The sequence below is a fragment of the Paenibacillus sp. FSL R7-0179 genome, assembly GCF_038002265.1.
Classification (GTDB): Bacteria; Bacillota; Bacilli; order Paenibacillales; family Paenibacillaceae; genus Paenibacillus_AQ.
Window position 1 is genome coordinate 2931207 of record NZ_JBBOCC010000001.1, and the last position, 19596, is coordinate 2950802.

At 46.0% G+C, this 19596-nt stretch carries 16 protein-coding genes and 1 pseudogene; 16 read left to right on the forward strand and 1 reads right to left on the reverse strand.

Annotated features, from left to right (window positions below; all coding sequences use genetic code 11):
- Nucleotides 1-156: 156 nt before the first annotated feature.
- Nucleotides 157-393, reverse strand: a complete 237-nt coding sequence (locus MKX63_RS12970; protein WP_340752288.1) for a DUF2626 family protein — start codon at nt 391-393, stop codon at nt 157-159.
- Nucleotides 394-739: 346 nt separating this feature from the next.
- Between MKX63_RS12970 and MKX63_RS12975 the strand changes: the two genes are divergently transcribed.
- The 16 genes and pseudogenes from MKX63_RS12975 (at nt 740) to MKX63_RS13050 (ending at nt 19571) form a co-directional block, all read left to right on the forward strand.
- The gene (locus MKX63_RS12975; protein ID WP_341017534.1) at nt 740-1387 is read left to right on the forward strand and encodes an RsfA family transcriptional regulator; all 648 of its coding nucleotides are present in this window, start codon (nt 740-742) and stop codon (nt 1385-1387) included.
- A 139-nt stretch (nt 1388-1526) separates the two neighbouring features.
- Nucleotides 1527-2507: a ketopantoate reductase family protein gene (locus tag MKX63_RS12980; protein WP_341017536.1), complete on the forward strand. Its 981-nt coding sequence runs from the start codon at nt 1527-1529 to the stop codon at nt 2505-2507.
- 33 nt (nt 2508-2540) lie between these two features.
- A complete protein-coding gene (locus MKX63_RS12985) occupies nt 2541-2900 on the forward strand; it encodes a DUF3397 domain-containing protein (RefSeq protein WP_305954367.1) in 360 nt (119 codons plus the stop codon).
- 150 nt (nt 2901-3050) lie between these two features.
- The gene (locus MKX63_RS12990; RefSeq protein ID WP_341017538.1) at nt 3051-4763 is read left to right on the forward strand and encodes a peptide ABC transporter substrate-binding protein; all 1713 of its coding nucleotides are present in this window, start codon (nt 3051-3053) and stop codon (nt 4761-4763) included.
- Between the two features lie 224 nt (nt 4764-4987).
- Nucleotides 4988-5920 (forward strand): ABC transporter permease, encoded by a 933-nt coding sequence (locus MKX63_RS12995; protein ID WP_076076346.1) that lies wholly within the window; start codon nt 4988-4990, stop codon nt 5918-5920.
- A 3-nt stretch (nt 5921-5923) separates the two neighbouring features.
- Nucleotides 5924-6871, forward strand: a complete 948-nt coding sequence (locus MKX63_RS13000; protein WP_341017540.1) for an ABC transporter permease — start codon at nt 5924-5926, stop codon at nt 6869-6871.
- 26 nt (nt 6872-6897) lie between these two features.
- A pseudogene (locus MKX63_RS32550) lies at nt 6898-7438 on the forward strand (peptide ABC transporter ATP-binding protein); the annotation flags it as partial.
- 8 nt (nt 7439-7446) lie between these two features.
- Nucleotides 7447-8367, forward strand: coding sequence for an ABC transporter ATP-binding protein (locus MKX63_RS13010; protein WP_341018621.1), 921 nt, complete (start codon nt 7447-7449; stop codon nt 8365-8367).
- 221 nt (nt 8368-8588) lie between these two features.
- A complete protein-coding gene (locus tag MKX63_RS13015; protein WP_341017545.1) occupies nt 8589-9917 on the forward strand; it encodes a radical SAM/SPASM domain-containing protein in 1329 nt (442 codons plus the stop codon).
- Nucleotides 9918-10217: 300 nt separating this feature from the next.
- Nucleotides 10218-11867 (forward strand): ABC transporter ATP-binding protein, encoded by a 1650-nt coding sequence (locus tag MKX63_RS13020; protein WP_341017547.1) that lies wholly within the window; start codon nt 10218-10220, stop codon nt 11865-11867.
- Between the two features lie 438 nt (nt 11868-12305).
- A complete protein-coding gene (gene bshC, locus MKX63_RS13025; protein ID WP_341017549.1) occupies nt 12306-13937 on the forward strand; it encodes a bacillithiol biosynthesis cysteine-adding enzyme BshC in 1632 nt (543 codons plus the stop codon).
- Between the two features lie 25 nt (nt 13938-13962).
- Nucleotides 13963-15234 (forward strand): adenosylhomocysteinase, encoded by a 1272-nt coding sequence (locus MKX63_RS13030; protein ID WP_341017552.1) that lies wholly within the window; start codon nt 13963-13965, stop codon nt 15232-15234.
- A 210-nt stretch (nt 15235-15444) separates the two neighbouring features.
- Nucleotides 15445-15882, forward strand: a complete 438-nt coding sequence (mraZ, locus tag MKX63_RS13035; protein ID WP_036690220.1) for a division/cell wall cluster transcriptional repressor MraZ — start codon at nt 15445-15447, stop codon at nt 15880-15882.
- Nucleotides 15883-15921: 39 nt separating this feature from the next.
- Complete coding sequence (gene rsmH / locus MKX63_RS13040) at nt 15922-16875, forward strand: 16S rRNA (cytosine(1402)-N(4))-methyltransferase RsmH (protein WP_341017553.1); 954 nt, start codon at nt 15922-15924, stop codon at nt 16873-16875.
- A 23-nt stretch (nt 16876-16898) separates the two neighbouring features.
- The gene (locus MKX63_RS13045) at nt 16899-17297 is read left to right on the forward strand and encodes a hypothetical protein (RefSeq protein WP_341017556.1); all 399 of its coding nucleotides are present in this window, start codon (nt 16899-16901) and stop codon (nt 17295-17297) included.
- A gap of 42 nt (nt 17298-17339) precedes the next feature.
- Nucleotides 17340-19571, forward strand: coding sequence for a penicillin-binding transpeptidase domain-containing protein (locus MKX63_RS13050; protein WP_341017558.1), 2232 nt, complete (start codon nt 17340-17342; stop codon nt 19569-19571).
- The last annotated feature ends 25 nt before the right edge of the window (nt 19572-19596 follow it).

Genomic DNA, 19596 nt, shown 5'->3' on the forward strand with positions numbered 1-19596 from the left:
ACAGAGTTAGACAGGTATGTACTATTAATATGTTTCAGCCTGTTAAAATATCATACCCTGTTTTGCATCTCCCCGAACTACAATTTTGCAAACAAAAAGAACGGAAATGCTCCCTTAAGGCAAGAAGCCATATCCGTTCATTCCTATATATATGCGTTATAGCGGCAATCCCATCTCAAATATCGTCCAATAGCTGAAGCCTGTAAACGTCAGGATCATATACCCCCAAAAGAGCAGGATGTAGGTCTTTTCCGTAAATTTCATGTAGCCCAGAATCACAAAAAAAGCGGTTTGCAAAAAGAATAGCAGGGCCATTTCCGTCAGATTACCGGCAAAAGCCATAAGTCCGATGGTGAGTGTAAAAAATCCTAAAACGCGAAACATGCGGTCCAAGAGAGGGTCCCCCTTCCAGTATGAATCCGGCTAACAGCTGCTTACCATTTATTATAACGGCTGTCTAAAACACTGTAAACGAATTCATTGAAAAAAATTAAAAATTTCATAAAATATATGATTTTTATTATTGACACAAGCCTTCTGGGCGGAAACGAGGAATTTATAGCAAAGGTAGTATGAGGTGCAGACAAATTGGCAATACAAATTAGTATCAAATAGATTCTATGAACTCTAATAGAGGCATAGAAATGGAGTAAGCAGCTTTTATCCCTATTCACTACCCGGCGGAGCTGCCGGTTCTGAAGATGGTTATTTCATGATGTTGTTAGGAGGGTTAGGCTTTATGACAGCCGTTAGACAGGATGCTTGGAGTGCAGAAGATGATCTGATATTGGCAGAAATAACGCTGCGTCATATCCGCGAGGGCAGCACACAGCTTGCTGCTTTTGAAGAGGTGGGTGAAAAAATCGGCAGAACCTCGGCGGCCTGCGGTTTCCGCTGGAACAGCTGCGTGCGCAAAAGCTACGAGGATGCTATCGGGATTGCCAAAGGACAGCGGCAGAAACGGAGCTATCTGAAGAAACAGCCTGGCTCGCGTGGGGCTCAGGTAGCCGGACTGATTCTCGGTGACATTGAGGAAGACTACAGCCGCAGCGAAGGATTAAGCGAGAATAGCTTGTCCATCGATGCCGTCATCCGCTTCCTGCGGCAGTGGAAGGGGACATTCCAGGAGGCCGGCAGACAGCTTAAGATGCTAGAGCGTGATCTGCGGGAGAAGGAAGAGGAGCTCTCTGAATTGAGAGTTGAGAATGAACGTCTATCCAGAGAAGTGAATCTTGCCCAGAGCGATTACCGTGTGGTTAATGATGATTACAAGGCGCTGATCCAGATTATGGACCGTGCCCGCAGGCTGGCTTTTCTTAATGAAGAGGATGATGAGAAGACCCGCTTCAAAATGGATGCGAACGGAAACCTGGAACGGATTGAATAGAATAGTCAGGCAGCAAGCCCTGCGTCCGGTTGCGTTACAGCAACGGATTAGCAGGGTTTTTTGTTTTGCTTTTGCAGAGACAGGCAGGATATAATTAGGAAAATTATTGGAGCAAGGCATGGCAGGGGGCAGGATTAGCATGAGAATAGATGTGATAGGCGCGGGGTCACTGGGGCTGCTGCTTGCAGGACGTCTGATCGCCGGCGGGGCTAAAGTACGGATATGGTGCAGGGGCGAGGAGCAGAGCAGGGCGCTATCCGAACGGGGGCTGACTGTCAGCTATGAAGATGGCAGGGAGGCAACACGGCTTCCAGGCGGAAGTTTCTCTGCTGCACCGGTAGAAGGATATACCCGGTGTCAGCTGGATGAACCCGGGGAGGTTACACTGTTAACGGTCAAGCAAAAGATGCTTCATGAGGCTCTGCCTGAGATTCTCCGGCCGTTAAGCGGCAGGAAGCTTGTAATCATAGGATTCCAGAACGGCTGCGGGCATCTGGAGCTGCTTAGGGGGCTGTTGCCGGGATCATCCATCTGGGCGGCTGTAACAACAGAGGCGGCCAAGAGGAAAACATTAACAGAGGTTATTCATACGGGTAAAGGGGAAATATGTATAGGGAAGAGCAGCTCTCCTATAAATATTCATGAAACTGATCTGCAGGCATCTGAGCCTGAGGCCATAATTAGTTTCATAGAAGCTCTTGCCGCAGCAGGATTTCACGCTTCTCTGTCGAAAGAAGTGGATACCATCATTTACCGGAAGCTACTGATCAATGCTGTCATTAATCCTCTAACCGCCATTTGGCGGGTAAGGAACGGCGAATTGCTGGCCTCCGCTGCACGTGTACAGCTTATGAAGGAACTGTATACAGAGGCAGCCGGAATATTAGAGGCCTGCGGGATTTCCCCTGAGCACGAGGTCTGGGACACCATTCTTGAAGTGTGCCGCGCGACTTCGGGCAATACATCATCGATGCTGGCTGATGTGCTTGCTGCAAGGGAAACGGAAATTCGCTGGATTAATGGAAGTATTGTGAATATGGGGCTGCGGCAGGGCATTCAGGCTCCGCTGCACCGCTGGATTTGCGGACTGGTAGAAGGCATGACTGTGAGGGAGGGGTGAGGCTGTTTGGAATTTCTCCGGAATTCGTTCGGCGTGTTAAGCGTTATTCCGATTGTTCCTTTTTTGATTGTATATTTCGCAGGAATCGGGCTCAGGCATGATAAGAGGAAAACAATGATGCTGGCGATGGACGTAACTACTTTATTTTTATTGCTGTCAGTTTCGGGACTGTTTAATATTATTTTTGACTCAACCTTTGGATTCTTTCTTATACTACTTATTGTATTAATATCCGCCGGACTGATTGGCGGCGCCCAAAACCGCCTCAAAGGAGGGGTGGACGGAAAACGGTTACTTCGTGCTGTGTGGCGGCTTTCTTTCTTTTTCCTGGGCGTAGGTTACGTATTATTTATGGTTGTAGGCCTCATTCAATACATATCACAAGCGATGTAACGTTCCACTGCTCCGGTGAAGCGTCAACGTCACAAAATTTTAAAGAATTAAAAAAAAGTCGTTTTCAGAAAATATTGCTCTAGATTTTTTTGACCACTGGTTGTATAATCATAAACCATATACCACATTCTATTTAGGGGGAACTGCTAGATGAAGAAGAGTAAAAGTCTATTGCTCATGATCGCAATAGTTCTGGTGATCGGCACAGTGCTTGCTGGCTGCGGCGGAAACAAGAACAATAGCGGTACTAATGCTGCGGCGACGACTGCACCAGAGGGCAGCACGAACACAGGAACAACAGGTGACGAGAAGCTGGCTGCTGACCAGACACTTAGAGTCAACCTGACTGCAGAACCACCTACGTTTAACCCTGCACAAGCTCAGGACAGCCAAGCCAACACCGTCCTGAAAACTATGTATGAAGGCTTGACCCGCATGAATGATGAAACTGGCCAAGCTGAGCCGGGTATTGCTGAGAAGTGGGATATTTCCGCTGACGGACTGGTATATACGTTCCACCTGCGCGATGCACAGTGGAGCAACGGTGACCCTGTAGAAGCTGCTGATTTCGTTCGCGCATGGAAAATCGTGCTCGACCCTAACACAGATCCTACTGCACCTTACGCTTATCAATTGTACTACCTGAAGAATGGTGAAGAATACTATACTAAGAAAGTTGCAGATTTCAACGAAGTGGGCGTAAAAGCTGTTGACGCGAAAACTCTTGAAGTTACGCTGAAAGCACCAACTCCTTACTTCCTTGGTCTTCTGTCCTTCTATACTTATTACCCTGTACACAAATCGGTTGAGGGTAATGCTAAATGGGCTACAAGCAAAGATACTATGATCACTAACGGTGCGTTCACACTGACTGAGTGGACTACCGGCCAATCCCTGCAAGTTAGCAAGAACGATAAGTACTGGGATGCTGCAAGCATCAAGCTGGCTAAAATCGACTTTTCCCTGGTTAACAGTGGAGCAACTGAACTCTTGAGCTACAAGAACGGCGAACTGGACCGCGCTGGTGCACCTCATGGTGAAATCCCGCAAGAACAGGTGCCAATCGTACAGAAAGAGCTTCCTAACGAATTCCAGAGAAAAGGTATCGCAAGTACCTACTACTATGAATTCAACATCACTGAAAAACCATTCAATAACGTTAAAATCCGTAAAGCATTGGCTATGACAGTTAACCGTCAATCGCTGATTGACAACGTAGCACAGGGCGGACAGCTTCCTGCGTTCGGCTTCGTACCTCCGGGTATCGCTGGCGCTGACGGTGAATTCCGTACCGCAGTTAAAGACGACTACTTCAAAGAAGATATTGAAGGAGCCAAAGCACTGCTGAAAGAAGGTCTGGCTGAAGAAGGTCTGACTGAGCTGCCACCAATTGAATTGTCTTACAACACCAGTGAAGGCCACAAGAAAATCGCTTTGGCTGTAGCTGATATGTGGAAACAGGCTCTGGGTATCACTGTTAACACGGTGAACCAGGAGTGGGCAGTATTCATCGACAACCGCCAGAACCTGAACTACCAGATTGCACGTGCCGGCTGGGTTGCGGATTACAATGATCCAATGACCTTCCTGGATATGTGGGTAACAGGCGGCGGTAACAATGATACTGGATACGCTAACCCTGAATATGACAAGCTGATTAACGAAGCAAAAACAAGCTCTGACCTGGCAAAACGCCAAGAATTGTTTGCTCAGGCTGAGAAAATGATCATTCAGGATGACATGATCCTGATTCCGTTCTACTACTACACCAACAACTCCCTGACTAAAGAGTACCTCAAAGGTGTAACTCTTGACTTCAGCGGTGCGATTGACTTCACTCGTGCTTACCTGCTTGAGCACTAAGAAATACAGAACCTTCAGTTTATGAACTGAATAGTGATAGTCTGAAGGGAGCTTTACACTTCGGGATATATATGTGGGATTCCATATATATCCCTTTTTTTTGCATTTCGGGCTTATTGTTAAAGATTTCACGAACTTACAAAATAAGAAATTAGACAAATGGTCAGTTTTTTCATAAAATCTAATTATGTGTCTCAAAAAAGTCAAAGGAGGTGTTGATGGGGATGGTTCGTTATATTGCCAATAAGTTTTTCTATATGGTTGTCTCGCTATTTGTGCTGATTTCAGCGACCTTTTTTCTGATGAAAGCTATTCCGGGGGACCCGTTTACTTCTGAAAAGAAGGTTCCACCAGAAATAAAAGCGCGTTTATACGAGCAATATGGATTGGACAAGCCGCTCTATCATCAGTATTTCAAGTATTTGGGTGAAATTGCCCAGGGTGATTTGGGTGTATCTATGAAGCGTCTGAATCAGGATGTAACACACTTGATCGGCCAGACATTCTCGGCGTCTCTGAAGCTGGGGCTTATCGCAATTCTCGTGTCGGTTATTGTCGGAGTCTTCCTCGGCATGATGGCGGCACTCTATCACCGCAAGTTTATTGACAGTGCAGCAATGGTGCTGGCGGTGCTGGGGATTGCGGTTCCGAGCTTTGTAGTCGCCTCGCTGCTGCAATATGTGTTTGCTTACAAATTCCACATGTTCCCCGTTTCCGGGTTCAAAGGGCCGATGTATTATGTCTTGCCGGTAACCGCGTTATCAGCGCAGCCTATAGCCTTCATAGCGAGACTGACGCGCTCCAGTATGCTGGAGGTCCTGCATGCAGATTACATCAAGACGGCTAAGGCCAAGGGCCTAAGCTGGGCAGCCATCTTGAGCCGCCACGTACTGCGCAACGGAATTCTGCCGGTGGTAACCTATATGGGACCTATGACAGCTAACATCGTAACCGGTTCTGTCGTAATTGAGCAGATCTTCGGTGTCGGCGGGATCGGCAAGCAATTTGTTGAAGCGATAGGTGTCCGTGATTACACTGTTATTATGGGAATTACCATCTTCTATGGTGTATTGCTTATGGTGGCACGGTTTATCACTGACATTGCTTATGTGTTCATAGATCCGCGTATCAAACTATCTGGCGGAAAGGAGGGCTAACGAGTGGCTTTTGACAAAAACTTGGTGTCGCAGGATGCGAACCTGAAACCGGAAGATTTCCGTAAGGTAGGAGTTGATGAACGGCAGGCTGAAGTCATTCAGCGTGAAAGTCTGTCCGCCTGGCGAGATTCCTGGGAGCGTCTGCGCCAGAATAAAATGGCAATGACCGCGCTGGGGGTTCTTGGACTGATCGTACTGGCTGCAATTTTTGCGCCGTTCTTCTCAAAGTTCAATTACTACTCTAATGATTTGCTCAACACGAATAAGCCCCCATCATCCGCTCACTGGTTTGGTACAGATGATCTGGGACGCGATATCTTTGTCCGTACCTGGTATGGTGCACGAATCTCGCTAATTGTCGGCCTTGCCGCTGCTGCAATTGACCTTTTCATTGGGGTCATCTACGGCGGAATCATGGGTTACTTCGGTGGCCGTGTAGACAATATCATGAATAAAATCTCTGAAATTCTGTACTCCATTCCATACCTGCTGGTAGTTATCCTGTTGCTGGTTGTACTTGAACCAAGTCTGGGGACCATTATCCTGGCGCTAACGATAACGGGCTGGATTACCATGTCCTGGATTGTGCGCGGCGAGATTATGCAGCTTAAGAACCGTGAGTTCGTATTAGCTTCACGTTCGATGGGTGCAGGGTCCAAGCGGCTGCTGTTCAAGCATCTTTTGCCGAATGCAGTAGGACCGATTATTGTAACAATTACCCTGTCCGTGCCGAATGCCATCTTTGCCGAAGCGTTCCTGAGCTTCCTCGGTCTTGGTGTACAGGCTCCGGTAGCTTCACTCGGATCGATGATCAATGACTCATTAACCGGCTGGCTGTACTATCCGTGGCGGTTCCTGTTCCCTGCGATTCTTATCAGTTTAACGATGCTTTCCTTTAATATTTTTGGTGACGGCCTGAGGGATGCGCTTGATCCTAAGCTGAAGAAATAAGAATTAAACAATGGTGGAACCCATGCGGCAAAGATATTGGCATGATATTTCAAGACCCGATGACTTCTTTGAACCCAATGATCCAAATGGGCAAACAGATAACCGAAGTTTTGAACTAACATCAGAATATATCAGCGGCCGAAGCGAATAATCAAGCTATTGAAGTGCTGAAGCTAGTAAGCATTATGAATGCGGAGGCTCGCTTTAACCAATATCCCCAAGAAATCTCTGGAGATGTGCAACATTCGCTTGGGCCCTCCATCATCCTGATAACACATTCCTGGTGTAATTGCCGTGAGATGTGACCGGGTTATCGTAGTACACCAAGGGTCTTGTGCGGCTGAGGCCGCAGCTTACCCGAAGAAGGGCGAGCCGGTGATACCAATCACTTTAGCTTCCCCGGATCTGATTAAGCCGCCGGTCGGTTGTCCCTATACAGCGCACTGCAGCGAAGCAGTGCCTCCTGTGAAGGAGTTGATTGATCCCGGCATCACAGAGTTCAGTGATACGCTTATGGCGCACAGCTGGAATCTGCATTCGATGGCCAAGGAGGTGCAGTTCGTTTGAGTAAGAATCTGAGCAAGAATCTGATTGAAGTAGAAGGTCTTAAGAAATATTTCAATGTCGGTAAGGGAAAAGTTCTTAAGGCAGTTGATAATATTAGCTTCTCCATCCGCGAAGGCGAAACCCTGGGAATGGTAGGGGAGTCCGGCTGCGGCAAGACTACTGCAGGCCGTACCGTTCTCCGCTTGTATGAGCCGACTGCAGGCAGCGTGAAATACAATGGTACGGATATCTACAAATTGTCCGGCAGCAAGATGAAGACGATGCGCCGTGATATGCAAATGATTTTCCAGGACCCGTATGCCTCGCTTAACCCGCGTTTCACAGTGTCTGACATTATCGGTGAAGCGCTGGACATTCATGGTCTGGCCGGAAGCCGGCAGGAACGTAAGAAACGGATTGAAGAGCTGCTGGATATGGTTGGCCTTAACCATGATCATGCTACCCGTTATCCGCATGAGTTCTCCGGCGGACAACGCCAGCGTATCGGGATTGCCCGCTCGCTTGCCGTGAACCCTAAGTTCATCGTCTGTGACGAGCCGATCTCGGCACTCGACGTATCCATCCAGGCGCAGGTCGTGAACCTGCTCAAGGAGCTGCAGGATCGTCTTGGACTTACTTATCTCTTCATCGCGCATGACTTGTCTATGGTTAAGCATATCAGTGACCGTGTGGCTGTTATGTACCTGGGCAAAATGGTAGAGCTGGCGGAAAGCGAAGAATTGTACGCTAATCCGATCCATCCGTATACCAAATCTCTGCTCTCGGCGATTCCGGTTCCGGACCCGGAGGTTGAAGCGAACAAAAAACGGATTCATCTGCATGATGAGCTGGGCAGCCCGATTTATGCGGCCGGCGAGAAAACAAATGACAGTGATTATGAACTGGTTGAGGTGTCCAAGGGGCATTTCGTAGCCAAGCAATTTGCCTAAAAGATAACTTGAAGTTTACCTTTATAAAATAATTGAGCCAAAAGGCTCTGTTATTTTATAAAGGTTTTTTTGCATTTATAAAAGTCGAAAAATGTATTAAAATAATTCATTTTGAAAAAAAGTGTATTATTGTATGATTTTAATCATATGATAAGTTTTCTCTTAGGAGTACATTTTTGGTATACATCAAATATGTAAATAAATACAAAGGTGGTTGTTTTATGAAAGCATCAAATTATAACTTTTTTTATGATTTTCCTCAGGAAGAAAAAACTCTTGCTTATAATTCAAGAACTGCTGCTTTAGCCCTGATGGAAAAAGAAAAATATAATAGTTACATAAAATTCAAAAAAGATAATGACATCAATTTTCTTGATGAGGAATTTATAAACCAACTTAAGTTAGGAGGCTTTATTTTAGAGAATAACTTAAATGAAATGGATATTATGAAATCTAGGCTTTTGCAAAATAGATATTCCACTAAACAATTGGGTCTTACAATAGCAACAACTCTTAATTGCAATTTAGGATGTATTTATTGCTATGAGAAAGACTTTAAAAATAACAAAAAAATGAGTCAGGAAGTAATAGACAAGATTATTGAAATTGTTAAGGCTCAAGCTAAAGGCCTGGATGTACTGAGTGTTTGTTGGTATGGAGGAGAGCCATTATTAGATATGAATGTTATTCGACAACTTTCTAGGGAATTTATTCGGATTTGCGAAGATAATAAGATAGAATATTCAGCTAGTATAATTACAAATGGTTTTGTACTTAATCGTAAACTCGCAGAGGAATTAAAAGATTTTAAAGTTCAAATGGCACAAGTAACCATTGACGGTCCTAAACAGATTCATGATGTTCGAAGACCGTTAGTAGGAGGACAACCAACTTTTGATAAAATTTTGAGTAATATTAGAGATACTTCTGATATTTTAAATATTTCTTTACGTATTAATACAGACACTACTAACAAAGATGACCTAGATGGTTTATTACAATTTATTAAAAATAGCGATTTAAAAGAAAAAATCCATATATATTTAGGACATGTTAGAAATTCTAATGATTGCTATAGTAAAAATAGCTGTTTGACTAATAAAAGCTTTTCTGAGCTTTCATACGACTTTGATAAAAAAGCACTAGAGAATGGTTTTCATTCCGGCTTCTATAGTTTTCCTAATATTACTGGTCCCTTCTGTACAGCAGATTCTATGAATTCACTGGTAATTGACCCTGAGGGTTATCTATATAATTGTTGGGTTGAGGTAGGAAATGTAAAGGATAGTTATGGTAATATCGTCGATGGTACCTTCTCTGGAAATATAAATCTTAGATTGGAGTATTTACTTTTTGAGCCGTTCAACAACGAGAAATGCTCAAATTGTGACATTTTACCTATCTGCATGGGGGGATGTCCCAATAGTAGAATCAATGGAGAAGAAGATCGATGCTCAGATTATAAATATAACCTTAAGAAAAAAATAGAAAACTATGCATCTTATTTAATTAGAGAATCGAAAGAAAAAAAATTAGAGCAGTTAATTTAAGCATTAGATTATAAGTCAATTATCTTAACGTGAAATCTAATTACATTTGATACTTTAAAAAGGAGGTGAAAAAAATGAACTATCTAGTATTGTCGAACTCCATATCACCTGCAGGCGATGTTGATTGTCATGGTGGATTTACATGTTACAATTTTTGTCCATCACAAAGTGCTTGTGTTGCAAAATGTGCATCTTACAATACCTGTTCGAGAAACTTCCCTGGTTGTATAGCTTACATGTAGAAATTAGCACTTGGGCATTGATTAATGCCCAAGTGTTTGGTTATAAAGGAGAAACAAGATGAACATAACAACATTTCTTTTAACTTACCTTAAAAAAAATAAGATTAGAATATTAATTTTATTTTTAGCCATGCTTATTTCTACTGGATTATCAAGTCTATTGTTACCATACTATAATGGACGTTATTTTGATAATCTTACGACTATTTTAAGTATTAATAATGCAACAAAAATATTATTAATTTTATTAACAATAAACATCACTTCTTTAATAATATCTAATGTCGTCAGTGTATTTCACAATACGATAAATACAAGAATTGCATTTGACATTAATTTAGATTTGATAGACCATATTCAAAAAGTTCCAATAGAATATTCAAGACAGTTCAATTCTTCCTTTCTAACTGAACATATTAATAGTGATAGCAATGTTGTGAGCAGTTATTTTATAAATATAATTACTCAAGGTGTAACTAATTTGCTTGTTCTTTTTATTACTATGTTTTTGCTTTGGAAAATTAATTCAACTATATTTTTAGTTTTTTTATTAACAATTCCAATATATGTAGGCTTATATTTAATATTCAGAAAACCAATTTATAATAGTTCTTTCAAACTGAAAAATAGTCAGTCAAACTTGTTTGCAGAAATGTATCGGCAGTTAAATGATATTTCTTCTATAAAAATGAACTCTCTTTTTCAACCTTTAAAAAAAGATGTGCATTTAAGTTTTACTGATTTTATCAATAAATTAATAAAAAATGTAAAAATATTAAGTTTATCAGGGAGTACAAGTAATTTCATCATAAGTTTAAGTAATTTAATAATGTTATTTATCGGTGGAATTTATATTGTAAATGGAAGTATGACAATCGGAAAATTAATAATTATTTCTTCATATTTAGGGACAGCAATTGGATCGTTGCAGTTTTTTATTGAGAATTTTAAGAGTTATCAATCAGTTAAAGCTTCGTTGGATCGATTAATTAATCATTTTAATATTCCAAAAGAAAAAAATGGAGAGGTCGTTTTAAAGCACATTGAGTTAATTTCATTAAGAAATATCAAATTGAAATTTAATGAGCAAATTATTTTTAAGGATTTTAACTTTGACTTTCATAAAGGGAAGATTTATATCATTACAGGTAAAAATGGGCGGGGTAAAACAAGTCTAATTAACTTGTTAAGCGGATTATATAATCAGTTTGAAGGAGAAATCACTTATAATAATATTCCAATAGATGAATTAGATATGTACGAGATTAGAAAAGGGATCTTTGGCGTAGCTGAACAAAACTCTTTAATAGTCCAGAAAGGTATTATAGAAAATATACTTTTTGGCGTTAAAGATTGGGATGAAAATAACCTAAAGGAATTAATAAAAGGCTTTAACCTTCAAGATAAAGTATTATTGAACGAATCCGAAAAAAAAGTAATTAATTTATCAGGTGGGGAAGCTCAAAAATCATCAATAATTAGAGCTTTGCTGAAAAAACCTGATATTTTGATTTTTGATGAACCTACTTCGATGATTGACAAAAATGGCTTTGACTTTTTTTCCTCACTATTAAAGTCAATAAAAGAAGAAAAAATTATTATAATAATAACCCATGATGAAAATTTAATGAAGATTTCCGATGTTTCTCTAAACTTGGATAAAGAGTACATCTCTGAGATAAGTGAATTAGAGGCATTAGGAGTATAAAATTTCTTATTTTATTATAAGGAATAATTATAAAACAAATATTGAAGGAGTGTTAAAATGGCGTACTTAGTTTTTGGGAATTCTTTGAATATGAGTAGTCCAATGGCGACTTGCAATGGGTATTGTCCTTGTCTTGGTGTTTGTGGTCCATTTAATCCATGTCTAAATCAATGTAGTCATCACCATCCAAACTGCATAGCATACATGTAGGCATTAAAATGTACAAATCTAGTTTATAAAAAATATATTTTTGATTTGAGTGAAAGAAAATGCAAAAAACACTTCTTTATTATTTAAGAAGTGTTTTTTATTTATGAAATGAGGTTTTACTTTCTTTCTTTGACGCCGCACCCAACATTGGATACAATCATAAAGGGTTTACCGGTTTATGAATTACATATAGCAGCGGGTTATTGCAGAACAAGGAGGCCATTATCAATGAATGTTGTACCGGAACCACTGCCGGGCGGATCTGCGCTCGCCAGTGACTATATACATCAATACGAAACCGTAGGACATTTGTATGGCGGGGACTTCCGCAGCCCGGAGAGCCGGGCTGAACGCGCAGCGTGGCTTGATCGTACAGGAAGCCTGCGGGCAGACCGCGCAGCGGTTGTCTCATATTTGCGCAGCTATAACAATAAGCACAATCCTGATGAGGCAGTTGTCCGTTCGCTTGAATTGCTGGAACAGCCGGAGACCCTTGTAGTGACAGGCGGCCAGCAGAGCGGCTTGTTCACAGGCCCTCTATTCGTGGTCTATAAGGCCATTACTACCATTCAGGCAGCCCGGGAGGCTGCGGCCCAGCTTGGTCGGCCGGTCGTTCCGCTGTTCTGGATTGCGGGTGAGGATCATGACTGGGATGAGGTCAATCATACCTATGTGCTGAACCGGAGCGGCGAAATTACCCGGATTAAGCTGGATAAAGGCGAAGGCCCCCGGTCCTCGGTCAGCGAGATCAAGGTGGATGCTGAGAGCTGGCTTCAGGCGGTTGCGCAGCTGGATGGCTTATTGCAGGACAGTGAATTCAAACCGCAGCTGATGGAGCTGGTTACGGCTGCATCTACGGGCGCCGGCAATATGACGGAGGCGTTCGCCAAGCTGATGGGAGCTTTGTTCGGCAAATTCGGACTGATTCTGCTGGATTCGGCCGATCCTGCCCTGCGCAGGCTGGAAGCGCCCATGTTCGCTTCCATGATTGAGCGGAATGACGAGCTGGAGGCAGCTTATCTTGCCGCAGCTGAACGGATTATAGACAGCGGATATGAGCTGCAGGCCGATGTGACGCCCGGCAATGCGAATCTTTTCTATATTCATGAGGGTGCACGGCTTCTGCTCCATAAGGCGGAGGGACGGTTCGCAGACCGGAAAGCCACGGTCTCGTTCTCCCGTTCTGAGCTGTTGGAGCTGCTGGAGAGCCATCCCGAACGGTTCAGCAACAATGTGCTAACCCGCCCGCTGATGCAGGACTATGTACTTCCTGTGCTCGCTACAGTGCTCGGACAAGGGGAAATGGCTTACTGGGCGATTCCGCATCAAGCCTTCAGGGTGCTGGACGGACAGATGCCGCTGATTATTCCGCGCATGTCTTTTACAGTGATTGAGGGAACGCTTCGCAAGCATATGGATAAATACAGCTTGTCCTTCACAGATGTGCAGAGAGGTCTGGATGATAAACGCAAGGCGTGGCTAAGTGCTCAGGATGAGCTGAGGCTAGAAGACAAATTCGAAGAGATTAAGACAGCATTCTCCGGGATGTATGAGCCGCTGATTGAACAGCTTGGCAGTATTCAGGCGGGGCTGCTGAAGCTGGGCGGCAATAACAAGGATAAGATTATCGACCAGATCTCCTTCCTGCAGGGCAAAGCACTGGATGCGATGGAGAAACAGAATGAGGCTGCGCTTCGCCAGTGGGAACGGATCGAGCTGTCGCTCATGCCGCTGGGCAAGCTTCAGGAGCGTGTCTATAATATGATGTATTATCTGAACCGGTACGGGCTGGAATGGCTGGAGGAATTGATGGCTGTGCCTGCTGACTACAGCGGAACACACCGTATTATTTATATGTAAGCAAATTATTCTAGGGGGTCCTACCATGAGTTCATTATCCAAGCAAAACAGTATTGTTGCCGATATGTCGCTTGCACCCGAGGGGCATCTCAAAATCGACTGGGTTCGCCAGCATATGCCGGTGCTGAACCGTATCCGTGAGCAGTTCGAAGCCGAGCAGCCGTTCAAGGGGCTCAAGGTATCGATCACCCTTCACCTGGAAGCCAAGACCGCTTATCTGGCCAAGGTAGTGCAGGCTGGTGGCGCGGAAGTAACGATTACAGGCTCCAACCCGTTATCTACGCAAGACGATGTGTGTGCTGCACTCGTTGAGGATGGCATTACCGTATTTGCCAAGTACAATCCTTCCCCGGAAGAGTTCAAGGCACTGAACATCCGGGCACTGGAGAGCAAGCCGGATCTGATTATCGACGACGGCGGCGATTTCGCCACCCTGCTGCACTCCGAGCGCCCCGATCTGATGGAGAATATCCGCGGGGGAGCTGAGGAGACAACCACAGGTATTATCCGCTTAAAGGCGCTGCAGAAGCAGGGCATGCTGAAATTCCCTATGGTTGCGGTAAATGACGCTTATTGCAAATATTTGTTCGATAACCGTTACGGCACAGGACAGTCGGCATGGGACGGCATTGTCCGCACTACCAACCTGATTGTAGCCGGCAAAACTGTGGTTGTGGTGGGCTACGGCTGGTGCGGTAAAGGTGTAGCGATGCGGGCCAAGGGACTCGGAGCGAACGTAATTGTTACGGAAGTGGATGCGATCAAGGCGGTAGAGGCGCATATGGACGGATTCCATGTCCTTCCGATGCTGGAAGCGGCGAAGCAAGGAGACTTCTTCGTAACTGTTACCGGGAACCGGTACGTCATTCGCGGTGAGCATTATGATGTGATGAAGGATGGCGCGATTCTCTGCAATGCCGGACATTTCGATGTGGAGGTCAACAAGCCGGAGCTGGCTGAGCGCTCAGTGTCCCAGCGGACGGTGCGCAAGAACATCGAAGAGTATCAGCTGAAGGATGGACGCAAGCTGTACCTCCTGGCTGAAGGACGTCTGGTGAACCTGGGCGCAGCCGATGGTCATCCGGCAGAGATTATGGATACCACCTTCGCACTCCAGGCCTTGTCCCTTAAATATGTTAACGATAATTATAAGAGTATTGGTGTCAAAGTGGAGAATGTACCTTATGTGCTGGATGAGCAGGTAGCGCGTTACAAGCTGGAAAGTCTGGGGATATCCATCGACAGTCTGACACAGGCGCAAGTGGAGTATCTGGACAGCTGGAATCTGAACGACTAAGGATATGGATCTGCACGAGCCCGGAGCCAATCACATTGGCCCGGGCTTTTGCGTGTCCGCATGGGGTGTAAAGAATAGCCTCTTGACAAACAAGAAAAAATTACCTTGCTCCGGAAAAAGGTTTTTGATTTTTAATGGCGAATCTACTATGCTTAGGTGGTGAAAAGTGGGGCAAAGTGGGAAATCGGGATTCAGGGGTGGGGAATGAGCATGTTCATGGGGGAATACCAGCATAGCATTGACGATAAAGGCCGGATCATTATCCCTGCCAAGTTCCGTGATATGCTCGGAACCTCCTTCGTAGCGACCCGTGGCCTGGACTCCTGCCTGTTTGTTTATCCCATGGAAGAATGGGGAATCATGGAGCAAAAGCTTAAAAGCCTTTCACTGATGAAATCGGATGCCCGTGCCTTCAGCCGCTTTTTTTTCTCGGGAGCGACGGAGTGTGTATGGGACAAGCAAGGCAGGGTGAATCTGCCGGGGAATCTGCGGCAATATGCCAAGCTGGACAAGGACTGTGTTATTCTGGGCGTTTCGAACCGGGTGGAGATCTGGAACAAGGAGCTATGGGAGCAGTACTTCGAACAGTCAGAGGAATCGTTCAACGAAATCGCCGAGAAATTGGTGGATTTCAATTTTGATCTATAGAACATAACATTTCGAATTACTGCCTTGGAGGGATGCAGCTTGTTTCACCACATCACGGTACTAAAAGAAGAAGCGACAGAAGGGCTGCACATCAAGAAGGATGGCCTATATGTAGATTGTACGCTCGGGGGAGCCGGGCACAGCGCGCTTATCGCATCCAAGCTTAGCGGCACTGGACGGCTGATCTGTCTGGATCAGGACGACTGGGCGCTGAACAATGCGAAGGAGAAATTATCCGAATACGGCGACAAGGTGGTAACCGTCAAGACCAACTTCCGCGATCTGGAGCAGGTGCTGAAGGAACTCCCGTTTGTTCCGCAAAAGGACGGAGTTCCCCAGGTAGACGGGATTCTCTTTGATCTGGGGGTATCTTCTCCGCAGTTTGATGAAGGGGAACGCGGCTTCAGCTACAACCATGACGCCCCGCTGGATATGCGGATGGACCAGTCGGCACAGCTGAGTGCGGCAGATATCATCAACACCTGGAGTGAGCAGGAGATTGCCAGGGTGCTTTTCCAGTATGGAGAAGAGAAATTCTCACGGCGGATTGCCCGGAAGATTGTAGAGCGCAGGGAAGAACGCCCGGTAGAGACCACCGGAGAGCTGGCCGAGCTGATCAAGGAAGGCATTCCTGCGGCGGCAAGAAGGACCGGAGGACATCCGGCGAAGCGGAGTTTTCAGGGGCTGCGGATTGCCGTGAATGATGAGCTGGGTGCTTTTGAGGAAGGGCTGCATGCGGCTGTACGCTGTCTGGCTCCTGAGGGCAGGGTATCCGTTATTACCTTTCACTCGCTGGAGGACCGGATCTGCAAGCAGATTTTCAGCAGCTACTTAAGCCGTTGCACTTGTCCGCCTGACCTTCCGTATTGCGTGTGCGGTGCCGAAGGCACCCTGAAGCTGATCAACCGCAAGCCTATTGTGCCGGGGGAAGAAGAGCTGGAGCTTAACTCGCGTGCCCGTTCAGCCAAGCTGCGTATCGCAGAGAAATTGTAGATGACGATAAAGGAGAATCAGAGATGGCTTATACCCGCGGAAATTTAGCAGTTCAACCTAAGAGAAAACAAGAGGCAAACCCGCTGTACCGTGAGAAAACGAAAGTTGTCACCAGGCGCAGAGTGTTGCCGCTGCAGGAGAAGCTTTTGTACATGCTGACGCTGGGAGCCTTTATTCTGGTAGCAGCCTCCCTGATCTGGCGTTACGTCCATATTTACGATTTGAATATGCAGGCCCAGAAGCTGGACAGCGAAATCGCGGTCAACAAGAAGCAAATTGCCACGTACAAGATGGAGAAGCAGACGCTGGAGCAGACGATCGTCCCGCGGGCGAAGGAAATGGGCTATGTGGTCCCTTCTGTGGATTCTACCATCTATGTTCCGCTAAGCAGCCAGGCTACTGACCAAGCCGGTAAAAAATAGCGATGAACGGCAATCGCAATAATAGAGGTTGTGAGGTACCTTATGGTTAAGAGAATCAAACTTCGCACGCTGTTTATAGGAGGGTGTATTACCCTCTTTTTTCTTGTTTTAGTCGCCAGAGTATTCTGGATTCAGGTTCTGCAAGGTAAGGAGTGGCAGGAGACCGCGGCTAAGCAGTGGGCCCATACTTCAACCATCAAGGCCGTCCGCGGGGTGATTGAGGACCGTAACGGTAATGTTCTGGCCAGCGATGTGCCTGCCTATACGGTAGTGGTTAACCCTGAGGTCATTGCCGAGAAAAAAATCGGTGAAGAGGTCATTCAGGGCCTGCATGAGCTGCTGAACAAACCGGCGGATGAGCTGAAGAAGCTGGTGGAGGCCAAGGATAAAGACGGGAAATATCTGAAGAACCGCGAGATCCGTAATGAAGGCTGGAAGATTAACCAGGAGCTGGCCGATAAAGTGACGGCTTTTGTAGAGAAGCTTAAGAAAGAACATGATACGCTGGAGACTGGGGTCGGGCTCGTCAGGGAGCAGAAGCGCTATTATCCTAAGGATTCGCTTGCTGCGCATATTCTGGGCTACACCGACAGAGACGGCAAAGCAATGATGGGACTGGAGAAGCTCCTGGACAAACAGCTCTCCGGGACGGACGGCAAGCTGAATTACCAGAGTGACGGCAAGGGCATCAAGCTGCCCGATTCCAAGGATACGTTCCAGCCTGTGGTGAATGGAAGCAACTACAAGCTGACGATTGACAGCACGATTCAGTTCTATATTGAAGAGGCTATGAAAAAGGCGTATGCGGAGTATAAGCCGAAGTCGATCAGTGTGATTGCGGCCGACCCGAAGACGATGGAGATTCTGGGTCTGGCGAATATGCCAACTTTTAACCCGAATGAGTACTATGATCTGAATCAGGATGCGGCCGGTTTCTATAACCACGCTATTATGACGAGATTCGAGCCGGGTTCAACATTCAAGATCGTCCCGCTGGCGGGTGCCGTGCAGGAGAAGCTGTTCAATCCGAATGCCACCTTCCAGTCCGGTTCTGTACGGATTAAGGGATACAGCAAGCCTATCTATGATATGAACAGAGCCGGGTATGGAACCATTACCTTCCTGGAAGGGGTTAAGCGCTCGAGTAACGTTGCATTCGTCAAGCTTGGCTATGAGATGCTGGGCAAGGAGAAGCTGCTGCAGTATATCACGGATTTCGGGTTCACGGAAAAGACGGGCATTGACCTCCCTGGAGAGGTTAAGGGTGTTGTCAACCCTGATCCAAACAGGGCAGTGGAAAATGCAACCCTTGCTTATGGACACGGGAAGCTGCTGGTGACCCCGATCCAGCAGCTCACAGCCGTCGCTGCGATTGCGAACGGCGGCAAGCTGCTGGTGCCGCATGTGGTGAAGGAGGTTACCGATCCGAATACCGGTAAGACCACGGTCACCCAGCCGGAGGTTGTACGTCAGGTGCTCTCCGAGGCAAGCGCACGGGAGACGGGCAGCTACCTGGAGCAGGTAGTGGCCGATCAGCAGCACGGAACCGGCCGGCATGCCTACATTGAGGGCTACCGGGTGGCCGGCAAGACAGGTACGGCGATTAAGCCGGATGGTAAGGGCGGGTATGACCGTGACAAGGTTCGCTCCTCCTTCCTCGGTTACGCACCGGCCAATGACCCGAAGATCGCAGTCTTCGTCATTATTGACGAGCCTGCTGATGCTGCCGGCGGCGGTGCCGCTGCGGGGCCGGTCTTCAAGGATATCGTCTCTCAGGCGCTTCCTTATATGGGCGTGCCCAAAGCGGGAGATGTTACGGGTCCTGCTGACAAGAAGACAGTGAAGGCCGAGGCTGCCACCCAGCGCCAAGCGCCGGAACTGACCGGCAAGACGGTGAAGGCGGCGAGACAGCTGCTCATTAATCAGGGCTTTGATTTTGAAGCCGTAGGTCAAGGGGCAAATGTAGTCAGCCAGTACCCTGAGAAGGGCACCGCCCTGACCGCCGGGCAGCGCATCTATCTGTTAAGTGAGCAGGGAGAGAACGTGACGCTTCCTGATCTGCGAGGGCAATCTCTGCGCGATGCGCTGGAGATTCTGAACCTGCTGAAGGTGGGGATCTCCGTCAATGGAGAAGGTTATGTCACGGAGCAGACGCAGACCAAGAATAACGGAAAAACCCAGGTTGCACTGACACTTAGTCCGCTTAATGAGTATGGAGAGAATATCCCTGTTGCCTTAGTTGGTGATACCGATAAGGATGAAGCTGCAAAGTAGCAGACATATAGGCTTGTTCTAACCC

What these genes read in the sequence shown, in the direction of transcription:
- MKX63_RS12990 (WP_341017538.1), top strand. Translation starts at nt 3,051, where the DNA reads ATGAAGAAGAGTAAAAGTCTATTGCTCATGATCGCAATAGTTCTGGTG.
- MKX63_RS13020 (WP_341017547.1), top strand. Translation starts at nt 10,218, where the DNA reads ATGAACATAACAACATTTCTTTTAACTTACCTTAAAAAAAATAAGATT.
- mraZ (WP_036690220.1), top strand. Translation starts at nt 15,445, where the DNA reads ATGTTCATGGGGGAATACCAGCATAGCATTGACGATAAAGGCCGGATC.
- MKX63_RS13045 (WP_341017556.1), top strand. Translation starts at nt 16,899, where the DNA reads ATGGCTTATACCCGCGGAAATTTAGCAGTTCAACCTAAGAGAAAACAA.
- MKX63_RS12980 (WP_341017536.1), top strand. Translation starts at nt 1,527, where the DNA reads ATGAGAATAGATGTGATAGGCGCGGGGTCACTGGGGCTGCTGCTTGCA.
- MKX63_RS13015 (WP_341017545.1), top strand. Translation starts at nt 8,589, where the DNA reads ATGAAAGCATCAAATTATAACTTTTTTTATGATTTTCCTCAGGAAGAA.
- MKX63_RS12975 (WP_341017534.1), top strand. Translation starts at nt 740, where the DNA reads ATGACAGCCGTTAGACAGGATGCTTGGAGTGCAGAAGATGATCTGATA.
- bshC (WP_341017549.1), top strand. Translation starts at nt 12,306, where the DNA reads ATGAATGTTGTACCGGAACCACTGCCGGGCGGATCTGCGCTCGCCAGT.
- MKX63_RS12995 (WP_076076346.1), top strand. Translation starts at nt 4,988, where the DNA reads ATGGTTCGTTATATTGCCAATAAGTTTTTCTATATGGTTGTCTCGCTA.
- MKX63_RS13030 (WP_341017552.1), top strand. Translation starts at nt 13,963, where the DNA reads ATGAGTTCATTATCCAAGCAAAACAGTATTGTTGCCGATATGTCGCTT.
- MKX63_RS13050 (WP_341017558.1), top strand. Translation starts at nt 17,340, where the DNA reads ATGGTTAAGAGAATCAAACTTCGCACGCTGTTTATAGGAGGGTGTATT.